This is a genomic window from Exiguobacterium sp. s160 (assembly GCF_018617575.1).
Lineage (GTDB): Bacteria > Bacillota > Bacilli > Exiguobacteriales > Exiguobacteriaceae > Exiguobacterium > Exiguobacterium aestuarii_A.
The window spans coordinates 123,736-139,095 of the sequence record NZ_JACSKK010000002.1 but is presented as its reverse complement, the minus strand read 5'-3'; the positions used below and the strand labels follow the sequence as shown (position 1 = coordinate 139,095).

At 52.1% G+C, this 15,360-nt stretch carries 11 protein-coding genes; 10 read left to right on the top strand and 1 reads right to left on the bottom strand.

Annotation, left to right across the window (positions count from 1 at the left end):
- Position 1 precedes the first annotated feature (1 nt).
- Positions 2-454 carry a sigma factor gene (locus KNO86_RS06550; RefSeq protein ID WP_214694313.1) on the bottom strand — a complete coding sequence of 151 codons (453 nt, stop codon included), beginning with the start codon at positions 452-454 and terminating at the stop codon, positions 2-4.
- A 691-nt stretch (positions 455-1,145) separates the two neighbouring features.
- On the opposite strand from KNO86_RS06550, the gene manA reads away from it, so the two are divergent.
- From manA to KNO86_RS06500, 10 genes are all read left to right on the top strand, one after another.
- Positions 1,146-2,084 (top strand): mannose-6-phosphate isomerase, class I, encoded by a 939-nt coding sequence (manA, locus tag KNO86_RS06545; protein ID WP_214694311.1) that lies wholly within the window; start codon positions 1,146-1,148, stop codon positions 2,082-2,084.
- A 32-nt stretch (positions 2,085-2,116) separates the two neighbouring features.
- Positions 2,117-3,001 carry an ROK family protein gene (locus KNO86_RS06540; protein ID WP_214694309.1) on the top strand — a complete coding sequence of 295 codons (885 nt, stop codon included), beginning with the start codon at positions 2,117-2,119 and terminating at the stop codon, positions 2,999-3,001.
- Positions 2,988-3,938 carry an acetylxylan esterase gene (locus tag KNO86_RS06535; protein WP_214694307.1) on the top strand — a complete coding sequence of 317 codons (951 nt, stop codon included), beginning with the start codon at positions 2,988-2,990 and terminating at the stop codon, positions 3,936-3,938. Before KNO86_RS06540 ends, KNO86_RS06535 begins: the two co-directional genes overlap by 14 nt.
- A 241-nt stretch (positions 3,939-4,179) precedes the next feature.
- A complete protein-coding gene (locus tag KNO86_RS06530; RefSeq protein ID WP_214694305.1) occupies positions 4,180-6,504 on the top strand; it encodes a glycoside hydrolase family 10-like protein in 2,325 nt (774 codons plus the stop codon).
- Positions 6,505-6,649: 145 nt separating this feature from the next.
- A complete protein-coding gene (locus KNO86_RS06525) occupies positions 6,650-7,972 on the top strand; it encodes an ABC transporter substrate-binding protein (protein ID WP_214694303.1) in 1,323 nt (440 codons plus the stop codon).
- A gap of 70 nt (positions 7,973-8,042) precedes the next feature.
- The gene (locus tag KNO86_RS06520) at positions 8,043-8,978 is read left to right on the top strand and encodes a carbohydrate ABC transporter permease (RefSeq protein WP_214694301.1); all 936 of its coding nucleotides are present in this window, start codon (positions 8,043-8,045) and stop codon (positions 8,976-8,978) included.
- 13 nt (positions 8,979-8,991) lie between these two features.
- Entirely contained in the window at positions 8,992-9,816 is an 825-nt protein-coding gene (locus tag KNO86_RS06515) for a carbohydrate ABC transporter permease (protein ID WP_026825194.1), read from the top strand.
- A 21-nt stretch (positions 9,817-9,837) separates the two neighbouring features.
- A complete protein-coding gene (locus KNO86_RS06510; RefSeq protein WP_214694299.1) occupies positions 9,838-11,181 on the top strand; it encodes an FAD-dependent oxidoreductase in 1,344 nt (447 codons plus the stop codon).
- The gene (locus KNO86_RS06505) at positions 11,178-13,670 is read left to right on the top strand and encodes a glycoside hydrolase family 38 N-terminal domain-containing protein (protein WP_214694297.1); all 2,493 of its coding nucleotides are present in this window, start codon (positions 11,178-11,180) and stop codon (positions 13,668-13,670) included. The genes KNO86_RS06510 and KNO86_RS06505 overlap by 4 nt, the downstream gene beginning before the upstream one ends.
- A gap of 24 nt (positions 13,671-13,694) precedes the next feature.
- A complete protein-coding gene (locus KNO86_RS06500) occupies positions 13,695-15,353 on the top strand; it encodes an ROK family protein (RefSeq protein ID WP_214694290.1) in 1,659 nt (552 codons plus the stop codon).
- Positions 15,354-15,360 lie beyond the last annotated feature (7 nt).

Below are 15,360 nucleotides of genomic sequence, written 5' to 3'. Positions count from 1 at the left end.
ATCACTCCTTCGAATATAACTCTTCTCGCAACTCACGTTGAACGTCGGCCTTATATGCGCGCAATCGGCTTGCGGAGTAGTCGAGTGTCTGTTCCGTGCCGTCAATCAGGTGACAGAGAAGTTCGAAGTGGCGTGGGGATAGGTTCTTTCGTTGTTCGTCGAGCCAGTCAAACAGATGACGCTCGGATGTCATACATTGTTCGGGGAGCCGTTCGGCCGCGACCTCATGTTTCAAGTGCCGTGCGTTCTTTTGTTGATGGTTCAAGATTGCCCCACGGATGCGCTGGAAGCAGTACGTCTTCGATAGCGTACAGCCTCGGTTCAATGCTTCCCATAGGGCGATGCGGGCAATTTGGACACAGTCGTCCTGCTCGTTCGGGTGGATGTTCAAGTGGCGGATGACGTAATGGATCATCGGCTCCCATTCTACGATTTTTTCGTCAATCGTTTTCATCTTCGATTCTTTTCCGAGCGCTCTTTCGTATTCCTAGGTTAGAGCGAGTATAAACGCTATTCCCCCCGCCTAGCGACCGCCCTTATCACACATAAGCCCAAGGGATATCTCCGGTAACATGGGGATTAAGGTGACAGAGGCGTTAGGCATTGGTGTAACAACGACAGAAAGGAGAAGAATAGCGTTTCTTTCCTGATGGCGTTGTATTAACCAGGTGAAGCATTCGATGTGATCAATCAGTGGAATTTCGTAATGAAAAAATGCTTGTCACAATTGGAAATACTTGAAGATAAGTTCAATCGTGTTGCCGACAATCTTTGAAGCAAAGCGATATAGGATTGACGCTATATCTTTTATACTTAACGTATACAATCATCTTCGACTTTGATTAGGCGACCCGATATCACACTTTGGAAAATAAAATTTCCAAGACTGGTACGTGTTTATGTCCGTGATTAGCTATGAAAAAATAGAATTGTGAAATACCCAATTGAAGCGGGTATAAGTACGATTGTGTGCCATGTCACTTAAAGAAATTCTGCTTTCTTAAAAAAAGATGTGCTATGATGTCTTTTGAAATGTATAGACCAATTTCATAAGCTTTATGAAGCAAGTTCAGAACTTCGATTTATAATCATTCAAGACGTTCACCTTTGAGCGATTTCTTGATGTGAAAATGGGGGAATGAATCATGATCTTAACATGCACACCAGTCTTTCAGGAACGACTTTGGGGAGGGCGTAAGCTCGAGACGACGTTCGAGTATGACCTGCCGCAAGGAAACATCGGCGAGTGTTGGGGCATCTCGGCCCATCCGAACGGGATGAGCGTCGTCACTTCCGGTCAATTTGCAGGGCAGACGCTCGCTGATTTGTGGAAGGAGAAACGCGAATTGTTTGGGGCGTACACGCTCGACAGCTTCCCGCTCCTCGTCAAACTGCTCGATGCGGCGGACGACCTGTCCGTACAGGTCCACCCGAACGATGAGGAAGCGATGCGTCTAGAAGGAGAGCCATACGGGAAGACGGAATGTTGGTACGTCGTCGAGGCCGAGCCGGGCGCGGAATTGATTCTCGGACATACGGCGGAGACGAAAGAACAGTTGGCCGAAGCGATCGCGCACGGTGAGTGGGACACGTTGTTACGTCGTCAACCGGTCAAGGCAGGCGATTTCATTTTCGTGCCGAGCGGGACGATCCATGCGATCGGGGAAGGGATTGTCATCCTCGAGACGCAACAATCTTCAGACACGACGTATCGGGTATATGACTTTGATCGGACAGACGACGAAGGGAATGCCCGCGAGCTCCATCTCGATCAAGCGATTGAAGTGACGACGGTACCGGATACACCGACAATCGTCCATCCGACGACGAAAGACGTGACGAGTGGTACGGTTCAGACATTGATCGAGACGGACGAGTTCAACGTCTATCGGATGGACGTCACAGACGGGTTTGTGCTCAGACCACTGGACCGCTTCCGTCTCATCACTGTGTTGAACGGAGAGGGCACGTTGGACGGGGTCCCGCTCGAGAAGGGCGACCATCTCGTCGTGACGGTGAGCGAGCAACCGCGCGTCGTAAAGGGTAGCATGGAGTTAATTGTAAGCGATTGCAATTTAAAGTGAGTAGGACACCACACTGGAAAGGGGAGCTACATATGTTTGGAGCGATTGAATTAGGGGGGACGAAAATCGTCTGTGGCATCGGGACGGAGACAGGGGACGTCATCCGTCACGCGTCCATCCCGACGACGGACCCGGAAGAGACGATGGCAAGCGTGTTCGCGTTCTTTGAAGGAGAAACGATCGAGGCGCTCGGTGTCGGCACGTTCGGTCCGGTCGACTTGAATCCGTCGAGTGAGACGTATGGATGCATCACGACGACACCGAAAATAAAGTGGGCGAACTATCCACTCTATGACGTGTTGAAGGCACATTTTCAAGTTCCGATCGTGCTCGATACCGACGTGAACGGAGCGGCATTCGGAGAGATGGCGTTTGGCGGGGCGACGGACGTTTCGAGTTGTCTCTACATGACGGTCGGTACCGGAATCGGAGCGGGTGCCGTGATTGACGGGGAACTCGTCCACGGGATGGGGCATCCAGAGATGGGGCACATGATGGTCCGTCGTCACCCGGATGATCTGTCGAACGGTGTCTGTCCGTATCACGGAGACTGTCTTGAAGGATTGGCATCAGGTCCAGCCATCGAGGCGAGACATGGCAAGAAGGCGCACTTGCTCGACCCGAGCGACCCGGCGTGGGACATCGAGGCGGATTATTTGGCACAGGCGCTCGTCAACATCGCCCTCATTCTCGCCCCGGAGCGGATGATTCTTGGCGGTGGTGTCATGAAGCAGTCACACCTGTTCCCGAAAGTGCGTGAAGCGTTTCGACAGAAGATGAACGGCTATATCCAAAATCCGTATGTGAATGAGTTGGAGACGTATATCGTCCCACCGACACTCGGTGATTTCGCCGGATTAAAAGGGGCTCTCGCCCTCGCCATCAAGAAAGGAGATGTCGTCCATGCCGGGCGTTGATGTGTCGGTCCGTGAGTTAGAGGCTTACCGCTCGAGCGTCACGATGCCAGACGACTTTGATTTGTTTTGGGAACGAGAACTCGAGACGTTGCGGGAGGTCCCGATGCAGATTGAGCGGAATCCGATCCCCGCTTACGTCCGGAACGTCGAGATGGAAGAAATCCGTTACTTGTCGCATGGGGCGATTGTACATAAGGCGACGTTCGTCAAACCGACAGCGATTGACCGCTCGCTTCCCGTCGTCGTCCTCTATCACGGGTATAACTGGAATACGCACGAGCCTCACATCGCCATGAAATATGTCGTACAAGGGATGGCCGTGCTGCTCGTGGAGACACGTGACCAAGGAATGGACCCGGAGCAATCCGTGCTCATGCCTTTGGGAGGTGCTGCCGGATGGATGACGCGAGGGATTTTCAAGAAAGAGACGTATTATTATACGCGGGTCATGCTCGACGCGGTCCGTGCGCTCGATGTCGCCCTTATGCTGTCAGGTGCGAAATCAGCAATCGTCGAAGGGGGGAGCCAGGGTGGTGGTATCGCCCTTGGGGTCAGCGCCTTGCATCCGAAAGTGAAGGCCGCATTGGTTGATATCCCATTCCTTTGTGATATGCCGCGAGGGGTCGAGCTCGCGACGGACGGCCCGTACATAGAAATCTCGCACTACTTCAAAGTACACGATCCTCTTCACGAGTCGGAAGCGAGAGTGTACGATACGCTTCGTTATGTCGACGGGATCAATTTTGCGAGACGCATCACCTGTCCTGTCATGGTCGGGGTCGGTCTTTTAGATGAGGTCTGCCCTCCGTCGACAGGGTATGCGCTATTCCGTGAACTTTCCGGTGAGAAGGCGTTCCGTGTCTATCCGGAATATGGACACGGCCTCTCGAGCCGCCACGAGGAAGAAAAACTGAAGTTCATCGCCCTGTTATTGTGAGTACTCCGTCATTTTGACGGAGTTTTTTTCATTCTGGGTGAACAAGTCAGACTTCATTGACATATTGGGACGAAGGAACTAGTCATTCATGCAGACAAATGTAAGACGGGAAGCTCTATTCTTGAAATGAAAATAATTTTCAATAAATTCCATAAAAGTAAAATGATTATTTTTACCTATCACCCTCTATGCTATGTTGTTTTTTGTAAGCGGTTACTTACTAGAAGAGGGAGTGAATGGGATGAACAAACGTAACGTAGTTGGTACGGCACTTAGCCTCACGTTGTTGGGAAGTTTATTACCGATGCAAGGAGCGGCAGCTGAAGAGGTGACGAAAGTCATCGATGCCTCTGGTGATGAGATGCGTGTCGGGGGCATCAACAAACTCGCGAACCAGCAGCAACTCATCATCTTCAACGATCAGTTCAGCTACTACACGGAGACGAACCCGGCGAGTACGGAAGTCGTGCTAGAAAAAGTCGGGATCAATACGTACACGGTAGCGGAGAAACGAGGCGGAAACAGTCCGATCCCAGAGAACGGTCTCGTCCTGTCGACGGGGAAAGACACGACGGAAGCGGTCGCTTCGTTCTTGCGTCAGCTCGAAGTCGGGGAGCGCATCATGCTCGAGGAGCCGGTCGTCAAACAAGAAGAACGCACGGCGAACGCGGTCGACCCAACGCGAACGTCGAACCCGGACGGGGCACCGTTCGATGGATTCCGTGGCCCGGACCAGTTGATCGTCTATACGCCTGCGTTCGGAGAGTCTACGAAGACGAATGTATATGGCTATGAGATCACGGTCGAGGACGGCTATGTGACGAAGCTTGGTGGCGGGAATTCAAGCATCCCAGATAACGGATTCGTCGTCAGTGGGCATGGTGTCAGCTCGGCATTCCTCTCAGGGAACAGCATCATCGGGGCGAAAGTCGACGTGACGGACGGGGTCGTTACGATCACACAGGATGTGGACAGCTATGCGTTCCAAAGTGAGAAGGCGATTGAGAAGGCCGAACAGTCGATTGCAAAAGCGCGTGCGGAATGGATTGACGTCCCGCTCGACTTGGCGGATGAGGCGCTCCGTTCCGCTCGGACATATTTAGATCAGGCGAATGGGGAGTCAGACCCGGTCATCGCCTTAGACGCTGTAAGGCAAGCGACGCAGCGTGCGTATGATGCCTATTATTACTCCATCGACTCAGGTGTCGCCGAGCAACGTGCGGTGTGGCATCGTCCGAAAGAATCGACGTTAGCAGGCGTCGAGACCGTCTTAGATCGAATGGAAAAGGCCGGGTTCAATGCGGTCTATCTCGAGACGACGTTCTGGGGATACCCAATCTATCCGAGTGCGGTCCAGGAACAGTATGGACTTCCCACCCAGCACCCGAACTTCAAAAACGGTGATTTCGGTGAGCACGGCACCGACATTCTCGCCGCCTATATCGCGGAAGCGAAAGAGCGAGGCATGACGATTCACGCATGGACAGATGGATTCATGGTCGGGGAAGCGAGCCTAGGTGTCCCATCTCAGTTCAAACAGTATCCGGAATGGGCAGCCGTACAACGGACGAATATGACCGGACAGCCGGCGCCGGACACGTCGAGCCGCTATTACTGGCTAGATATCATGCAGCCTGAAGTGCAAGACTATATGCTTGCGCTCTATGAGGAGATGGAATCGACTTACGACATCAAAGGGTTGAACATCGATTACATGCGACTCCCCCATCATGGTTTTGACAAAGCGTATGGATTTAGCGAACCGACACGAGCGCTCTATGAGCAAGTGAGCGGCATCGATCCGGTTGATTTGAAGAAGGATACGCCGGAATGGGAGGCGTTCCAAACATGGGTACGCGAACGGGAGAATGAATTCGTCGACAAGTTACATGACGTCTCCAAACAAAATAATTCGAAGTTCATGCTGACGGCGACGCCAGAACCAGGAGCGGAAGAAGTGTATATCAGTGACTGGAAAGAAGACATCGATGCCGTCATCCCACAAGCATACGGACATGACTTCAATAGCATTCAAAAGACGGTCCAGGCGAGTAAGAAGCTGATGCCGGAAGGGACGATGTACTTCACTGGGATTTACTCGTTCTATCACCACTTAAGCGAGGGGGCGGCGGTAGACGATGTCCTGTCGGCGAAGTTTGGCACATCGGGTGTGAACATGTTCGCATTCGGTCAAGCGAGCGCGCCATCCGTCGATGCGCTAGGGAAAGGTCCTTGGCGCGAGACGGCCGTCAACCCGGGGGAAGAGCCGCTCCTCGCCATCGAAGCCTTGTTAAAAGACACGCGCCGCGAGATGAACAGCCTGTATATGCCAAAAGGGGCAATGGATAAAAAAGCTGGTCGTGCTCTCGCCAAAGAGATTCAGCGTCTTGAGAAGGCGGCGAGAAAACAGTCGCTCACCATTGAGGACGTACAACGAATCGACCAGTCGCTAGAAGTCATGAAAACAAACAAGCAACTCGAGCCGGTGTTATATGACCGTTTACAGTCACGAACGGCTGACATGAAACAATGGTTACAATACGCCATCGACCGTCAAGGGTTCTAACCGTTGGACTCGTCTCTGAAAAAGGGGCGAGTTTTCATTTAGAAAATTATTTTCATTTTGATTTTAGTATTGCAAATAGATTTCTAAGACGATATGATGAATTTGTGAAAACGCTTTCTATTTTATCTCGGGGAGGAAATGAAAGATGAAAAAACGTACGAAACAACTCGCGGCGAGCGCATCGATCGCTGCCTTGTCAGTCGGCTTGATGGCTTGTAGCAATGAAGAGTCTGGTAGCAGTTCGGCATCGAGTGACGGGGAACTGTCGGGGAAGGTGACGATGTGGACGGCCTCACTCGCAGGGGAGCCATTCGATTCGTATTTTGACGAGATTGAAAAAGAGTTTGAAGAGATGCATCCAGACGTGGATGTCGTCATCGAAGACGTGCCACAAAATGAAATGGAGCAAAAAGTACTGACGTCGTTGACGGGTAGTGACGTCCCAGACGTCGTCAACTTGAACCCACACTATATGTCGAACATCGCGGCACAAGGTGGATTGCTCGAACTCGACGACATGTTGTCGGAAGAAGCGAAAACGGCTTATGTGGATGGTCCATACAAGTCTGGTATGTTCGAAGACAAACTGTACGCCCTTCCTTGGTACTTGACGACGACCGTCTCTTGGTACAACGGCGATCATTTCGAACAGGCAGGCATCAAAGAAGTCCCGACTTCGACAGAAGGCATTTACGAAGCGTCGAAAATGTTGACGGACAAGACGGGTAAACCGGCGTTCTATCCGGTCATCAATGACGGAAACGCCATCATGGAGAAGATGGTCTCCATCGCGGGTGAACCGATCGTCGAAGATGGAAAAGCGACGTTCGCTGACAATGCGAACATCATCAACTATTTCGAGACGATGCAAAAAATGTATGACGAAGGGTTGATCCCGCAAGAAGCGGCTGAAGGCTCGATCAAGACAGGTCAAGAACTCTACATGGCAGGCAACACGTCATTACTCGAAGGTGGCGTCACATTCCTCGGACCGGTCGAGAGCGGCGCACCGGACATTTATGAAGTCTCAAAAGCAGGACAGCCGCTTGAAGCATCAGACGCACCGGTCAACGTTGCAGTCATGAACTTCGCCGTACCGGCGAAGACGAAGAATAAAGAGGCAGCGGTCGCATTCGCCGAGTTTGTCACGAATGCCGACAATCAGCTCGAATTCGCGAAGACGGCAGGAACGGTCCTCCCATCTACGAAAGCGTCACTCGAGGATGACTACTTCACGAATCCGGGAGACTCACCGAAAGCGCTCGGGATGATGCAAGCTTCAAAATCACTCGAACGTGCCGAAGTTCTCGTCCCACCGACAGAGAACAGTGCAGAACTACGTGAAGCGACGAAGAATATCTTCGTTCAAAACTTACAAGGGAAAATGTCAGGTAAAGAAGCAGTAGAAGCACTTGCGAAAGCTTGGGATGACGCGTTCGAGAAATCTGGAGAGAGCGTGACGTTCTAAACGTTGAGAGCTGAATCAAAAGGAGACCCCTCTTTTGGTTCAGCTCGTTTTATTGGAAGGAGACCTGAAGATGAATAAAGAGAATATAGCACTCCCTGTATCGACCACGAAAACGAAGGTCGTCAGACGGAAGAAGAAAAACCTCCTCACCCCTTGGCTGTTCCTACTCCCATCGATTGTTGTGCTCGGCACGTTCCTCGTCATTCCAATCGTCGAGGCGTTCCACTGGAGTTTGTTGGACTATAAAATCATTGCGGGGACTGGAGAGTTCGTCGGACTCGCCAACTTCAAAGAGATTTTTACAGATACGTCGTTCTGGCTCGCCTTATGGAATACGATTTTATTTTTGATCATCGTTCTTCCATTGAATATCTTTTTGCCAATGATTTTAGCAGTTCTCGTCAATCAGGCCATCAAAGGTGTCTCGACGTTCCGCATCCTGTATTACTTGCCGGTCGTCACGCCGATGGTCGTCGCCGCGCTCATGTGGAAGATGCTTTATTCACAGAGTGGACCGATCTCATCGATCTTCGTATCGCTCGGCCTGTTTGACAATCCGACAAACTTACTCGTCCAAAGCTCGACCGCTCTCGTCGCCGTATCCGCGATCACGGTGTGGAAAGGCTTGGGCTACTACATGATCATCTATTTGGCAGGACTTCAGTCGATTTCGAAAGACGTCTATGAATCTGCTGAGATTGACGGGGCGAACGCCTTCCAAAAATTCTGGCGTATCACCGTACCGATGCTCACACCATCTGTCACCCTCGTCTCGGTCATGACGATCATTGCCGGGATGAAAGTGTTCGAAGAAATCGCCTTGACGACAGGTGGCGGTCCGGCTGGCGCGACGACGACGCTCGTCATGTACATCTACAACAAGTTCATGTCACTGGACGTCAGTATCGCATCCGCCGCTGGTGTCGTCCTGCTCCTTCTCGCAATCGGCGCTTCGTTGCTTCAGATGAAGTTGACGAGTTCACGAGAAGAAGATTTACGGGCATAAAGGAGAAGTGAAGATGAAACGTAAACAAACGACACAAAAAATCATGTTGTATCTATTGATGATTTTCATTTCGGTCATCACGGTCGGACCGTTCCTCATCACGTTGTTCATGGCACTCAAGTCGCCAGGGGAAAGCATTTACGGGACGGTCTATCCGACAGACCCGACACTCGCGAACTTCACCGATTCGTTCTCGAAAGCGAACTTCGGTCTCTATTTTTTGAATACGTTCATCGTGACGGCGATCGCCATCCCGTTGAACTTGCTCTTCTGTAGTCTGGCGGCATATCCACTCGCACGGATGGACTTCCGGGGAAGAGGCGTCGTCCTCTCGCTCATCATCGCGACGATGATGGTCCCGTTCCAACTGTACATGGCACCACTTTTCCAACTCGCGGGAGAGCTCGGTCTACGCAACTCTTACATCGGTCTCGTCGTGATGCAGGTGGCGACCGCGTTTGGGATTTACTTGATGCGTCAAGCGTACTTACGCATCCCGAAAGAGCTTGAAGAGTCAGCATACTTGGACGGGGCGAACCGTTTCCAAGTCTGGTATCGCGTGGCGTTGCCGCTCGTGAAACCGACACTCGTCACGTTGGCGATCTTCACGTTCATGGGGACGTGGGGTGACTACTTGTGGCCACTCCTCAACTCGACGGAGAGTAGCATGTACACCCTCTCAATCGGATTGGCGCAACTGTCACAAAACTTCGATGGCTCGAACTTGAAATTGATTAGTGCGGCCTCGATCTTGACGACGATCCCGACATTGATTTTATTCATGGCGCTCCAAAAATACTTTATCTCCGGTGCGACAGATGGCGCCGTGAAAGGTTAAGAGAGAAAGGACGCGGAAGAGATGATTCATTACGCAGGACACGAAATCAAGGTAGTACGAGAAGTCGGGTGTGTCGTCGTTGGCGGCGGGACGTCTGGCGTGACGGCAGCCTATACGGCAGCGAACGAAGGAATTGATACACTTCTCATTGAAAAGACGATCGCACTCGGGGGGACGCAGACAAACGCGCTCGTCTCTCCGATGATGCCGACACACGTACAGCCTCGGGGCGTCAACCGTCACATACTAGACCGACTGGAAGAACGTGGCGTCAAAACGGACGATGGGACGACAAACTGTCGCTGGTTCAACGTCGAGACGCTCACCTCGGTGCTAGACGATTTGTTGGAACAGGTCGGATGTCAGGTGTTATACGATGCGGTCGTCATCGATGTGTTGAAAGACGAGGATACGATCACCCATCTGATCGTCCAGACATGTGCCGGCCTCATCGCGATTCGGACGAAGGCGGTCATCGATGCTTCAGCGGACGCCGTCCTCGCCCGTGTGTCGGACATCCCGACGTCTTCTGGGGATGAGAACGGACATAATCAACAGATGACATTCCGTTTTGAGATGGGCGGTGTCGACCTCGCTCGTGTCCGAGACTATGTGCTCGGACTCGGCGAAACGTTCTGTCAGATCGAGGACCCGGACTTTTTCGAGATCGTCATGGTCCCCGGGAAAGGGCACGTGCTCGAAGGGTTATTCCGGGATGGGTTGGAAACAGGCGAACTCACGACCGACGACTTGAAATACTTCCAAGGGTTCACACAACCGGGCAAACCGGGTGTCTTCTCTTTTAATTGTCCCCACATCCCTGGATTGACGGATACGACCGACCCGTTCGCCCGCTCCGAAGCGGTGCGGATCGGGCGACAGATGATGCAGCGTCTTAGCCGATTCTTGGTCCGTCATTTACCAGGATTTGAGTCGGCGTTCTTATTAAAAGAAGCGACACAGCTCGGCATCCGTGAGTCGTATCGAATTCAAGGGAAGTATGTGTTATCCGAGACGGACTATGCGAATCGGGCCCGTTTCCATGACGCGATCGCCAAAGGTGACTGGTACGTCGATGTGCATCGCGTCAAAGGGGATGAGGCGTTACCGAAGAAATATACGGCGGGTGAATATTATGAGATCCCGTACCGTGCCCTCATCGTGAACGAAGTGACGAATGTCATCTTCGCCGGACGACACATCTCGAGCACGTTCTTGATGCAAGCCTCCCTTCGGATTCAACCGACGTTACGAGACGTCGGGGAAGCGACGGGACTCGCCGTCGCACTCGCATTGGAAACGAAAACGGCACTGAATGAACTCGACGGTGCGTTGATTCGGGAACGAATGGAGGTCCTCCAATGAAACAAGTACATGTATTGAATCATACGCATTGGGACCGGGAATGGTATGAATCGTTCGAATCGTTCCGCTTCAAACTGACGGAAGGGCTGCGCTATGTCGTCGACCGGCTTCAGACTGGACAATTCGATAACTTCTTCTTAGACGGACAGACGATCGTGCTCGACGATTACCGGGAAGTGGTCAGTGCGGACGAATATGAGCAGCTCGTCGAGTGGATCCGGGCAGGCAAAATCGAGGTCGGACCGTGGTACTTACTCGCCGACGAGTTTTTAGTGGCAGGAGAGTCGCTCATTCAAAACTTGAAGATCGGGACGAAGATGGCACGTGAACTGGGTTCGAAACATGATATCGGTTATTTGCCGGATACGTTCGGACATATCGGGCAGATGCCACAGATTCTAGAGCAGTTCGGGATTGGTCACGCCATCCTCTGGCGTGGCGCCGTATCGGATTCATTCGAGAATACGTGGATCGCGCCGAACGGGTCGCACGTCAAGACGTTCGTCCTACCTTTGTTCGAAGGCTATTATCAGACGTTCTTAAAGCACGAGGCATTTCAAAAAGAGATGGATGACTATTTGACACGTAACGAACCGTTCGTGAAAAGTGGTCATTATCTGGTCATGAACGGGGCCGACCATACGTTTACGGCACCGGACATCAAGGACCGGCTCGATGCTATCGATTTGCCGATCCGTCAATCACTCATGTCTGACTACATGGACGCGGTGGCGACACATCGTCCGACCGCCAAGATACACGGTGAACAGCGGGACCCATCGAAAATCTTCATCCTACCAGGTGTTCTCTCGACAAGGACGTATCTGAAGCGTGACAATCAACTCGTTGAAGATGAAGCGCTCAACACACTCGGGTTTTTGAACGCCTTCCTCGGAACGGAGACACGAAATGATTCATTCCGAGAGTATGTGTGGAAACTGATTTTACAAAACCAACCGCACGACAGCATCTGCGGATGTAGCATCGATGCCGTCCATGACGAGATGGAGACGCGTTCAGCACGTGCCCTTGCTGCCATGAGACAGTTCGAACAGACGCAGCTCGACAAGTATTATCCGGCACCGTATTTCGGTGAAGGCTATAACGATCAGCTCGTGGTGATCTCGACCGTCCCCATCGAGCGGATGCTTCCGGTAGAAACAACGATTCGCATCCCGAAACGACTCGACCTCGGACAGATCCGTCTCAGCATGAACGGGCGACCGATTGAGGTTGACGTCTTGCGCCGGGAAGAGAAGGAAGTGTTTCTACGACACATTTTGGCAGAGCCGCATTACGATGAGTATGTCGAGTATGACGTCGTCTTTTCGATCCCGGTCGAAGGGGCAGGAGCCTATGTGTGCGAGATTGAACGGATTGAAGCAGAAGTCGCACGGCCCGACCAAACAGATGACGCCATCGAGAATGCGTTCGTCAAAGTCGAAGTAGACGGTGATGGCCTGACAATCACTGATGTAGCGAGCGGGACACACTATCCAGGACAGCATATCTTCTACTCGAGTCTCGATGCAGGAGACACGTATAACTATTCACCGCCACGAGAAGACCGTTTGACGCAAGCGACGCTACGCCATGCTACGGTGGAGCGTGGTCAAGCCCATCAAACGATGCGTCTCGAATATGCGTTGACGGTCCCAACTTCTTTGGATGATTCACGTCAAACAGGAAGCGAACAGATGGTGACGATGCCGATCACGACGACGGTCACACTTTACGAACACGACCCGCTCATCCGCTTCAAGACGACGGTAGATAACAAGGCACAAGACCACAAGCTCCGTGTCGCCTTTGATGTTGGAACGTGCGAAGTCACGACAGCGGACACGGCGTTTGATTGGAACGAACGGGAGACGATGCGGGACAAGCGATTTGATGCCGAGAAAAATGAAGAGTGCGTCATGGCGCAAGCACCGACGTATTCGTTCGTTCAGGCGAATGCGCACACCCTCGTCCATCGCGGTTTACAAGAATACGAAGTGAGCACATATGACGGCCGAGACGTCGTGGAGCTGACGATGCTCCGTGCGGTCGGCTGGCTGTCGCGACGGGACTTGCGCACGCGTGGAAACGGGGCAGGACCAGGATTTGAAGTCCCGAGTGCACAATGTCTACGTGCAGACACGTTCGAATATGGACTTGTGTTGAACCGAGAGAACGAGTCGGCGACACACATCACGAGCTTCCGTCGGCGACCGATTGTGCATCAAACACGCGCAGCGACAGCGAAGCATTGGTTCACGATGACAGGTGGCGTATTCTCGAGTGTGACAGGAATCGAACCGAATGTGAGTGAGATTCGTCTATTCAATCCGACGACAGAACATGTTTCGGTTACCATGACGTTCGCACAACAGGTAACATTAGAGAGAGTAACGTTAACAGGAGACGTCATCGAACGAGTGGGCGAAACGTTCACGGTCCGACCGAAAGACATCGTGACGATCCGGGTGACGAGCGAAGAGAAATAGACTTTAACGAAGAAGGTGACAAAGATGAGAAAATTCGTAGCGCTCGACATTGGCGGGTCGTTTATCAAGTACGGTGTGTTGACGGAAGATGCGATCTTTATCGAAAAGCACGAGAGTATGACCGAGGCCAATCAAGGCGGGGCTCACATCTTAGAGAAGGTGACGGGCTTCATCCGTGACTTGCAGACGCGTCACGACGTACAAGGTATCTGCATTTCGACGGCAGGACAAGTCGATTCGAAAGAAGGAGTCGTTGTCTATGCCTCGAAATTGATTCCGGCCTACACGGGCACGCGACTAAAAGAAACGTTAGAGGCGACGTTCAGTCTGCCGGTCGAGGTCGAAAACGATGTGAACTGTGCCGGACTGGCCGAGTCATGGATCGGAAGCGGCAAAGGAGCGAAAAGCTTATTCTGTCTGACAATCGGAACAGGAATCGGAGGCAGTTACATTCTCGACAACAAGCTCCATACGGGACATAGCTTCAGTGGGGGCGAGATCGGATACATCCCGATCGAAGGATATGCGTTCGAAGAATTGGCGTCGACGCGTGTCCTCATCGAACGTGTTGAAGCGAGAACGGAACAGACGGGACTGAACGGGAAAGACGTGTTCGAGATGGCGCATGCGGGCAATCCGATTGCCATCGAAGAAATCGACCGCCTCGTCTATTACTTGTCAAAAGGGATCGCGACGGTGACGTATATGATGAACCCAGAAAAAATCATCATCGGTGGCGGAATCACGGCGCAAAAAGACTACCTGTATCCTCGCATCATGAAGCAACTCGCTGCCGACATCATCCCGGCCATCTTGGAGAAGACGACGATTGAGATTGCCCGCAACTTGAACAACGCGGGCATGATTGGGGCGCTTCGTCACTTCTTGCTCCAGGAATCGATGCGACCACTCCGTAGCATCACAACGATTATCGAGTCGAACCATCATCGCTTCACGAAGCGAGAACAGCTCGTCGCAGACTTTATCATCCAGAACCTCGAGGCCGTCCCAAACAAGACGATCACGGAGATGTCTCGTCAGATCAACGTCTCGGAAGCGACGATCACCCGTTTTTGTCAAAAGCTCGAATTCGGGTCATATAACAAGTTACGCCTACTCGCCAAAGAGGCGACCGTCAGCAATCGCTACTACGGTCCCTCGAATATCGATGGGCTCGATGATATCAATGAAGCGTACTTTATGATGATGAAGAAATACGAGTCGTTGTACGACCAAAAAGCGATGAATCGACTGAAGGAAGTGCTTGAATCGACGAACCAGGTCGTCTTATACGCGACAGATGAGTGGTCACCGCTCTTACCCGCCATCAAGACGAAGCTCCTCGAATTTGGCGTCATGACGGACGGATTCTCGGGCGCGCAAGCGATTCAATTATCGAAACGGGCGATTCGTCCAGAGACACTCGTCATCGGGCTCAGTCGCGATGGCTACAGTGAAGAGGTCATCGACGGATTGACACATGCGAAGCGAATCGGTGCTGTCACGGTCGGTCTATCGACACAGAGCGATTCACCGCTCTTCTCTGTCTCTGACATCCGCTTGACCGTCGCCTCGACGGAAAACGCGAATGTGACCTCCATTCGAGAAGTGGCCCTGTTTTATCTATTAGATGTCATCACGCACACGGTTCGGGTGGAAGAGCCGAGCAGTGAGACGATTTGAGGTGTGG

Excerpts from the sequence above, each read along its gene's own strand:
- KNO86_RS06515 (WP_026825194.1), top strand. The coding sequence starts at position 8,992 with ATGAAACGTAAACAAACGACACAAAAAATCATGTTGTATCTATTGATG.
- KNO86_RS06500 (WP_214694290.1), top strand. The coding sequence starts at position 13,695 with ATGAGAAAATTCGTAGCGCTCGACATTGGCGGGTCGTTTATCAAGTAC.
- manA (WP_214694311.1), top strand. The coding sequence starts at position 1,146 with ATGATCTTAACATGCACACCAGTCTTTCAGGAACGACTTTGGGGAGGG.
- KNO86_RS06550 (WP_214694313.1), bottom strand. The coding sequence starts at position 454 with ATGAAAACGATTGACGAAAAAATCGTAGAATGGGAGCCGATGATCCAT.
- KNO86_RS06540 (WP_214694309.1), top strand. The coding sequence starts at position 2,117 with ATGTTTGGAGCGATTGAATTAGGGGGGACGAAAATCGTCTGTGGCATC.
- KNO86_RS06505 (WP_214694297.1), top strand. The coding sequence starts at position 11,178 with ATGAAACAAGTACATGTATTGAATCATACGCATTGGGACCGGGAATGG.
- KNO86_RS06530 (WP_214694305.1), top strand. The coding sequence starts at position 4,180 with ATGAACAAACGTAACGTAGTTGGTACGGCACTTAGCCTCACGTTGTTG.
- KNO86_RS06535 (WP_214694307.1), top strand. The coding sequence starts at position 2,988 with ATGCCGGGCGTTGATGTGTCGGTCCGTGAGTTAGAGGCTTACCGCTCG.
- KNO86_RS06525 (WP_214694303.1), top strand. The coding sequence starts at position 6,650 with ATGAAAAAACGTACGAAACAACTCGCGGCGAGCGCATCGATCGCTGCC.
- KNO86_RS06510 (WP_214694299.1), top strand. The coding sequence starts at position 9,838 with ATGATTCATTACGCAGGACACGAAATCAAGGTAGTACGAGAAGTCGGG.
- KNO86_RS06520 (WP_214694301.1), top strand. The coding sequence starts at position 8,043 with ATGAATAAAGAGAATATAGCACTCCCTGTATCGACCACGAAAACGAAG.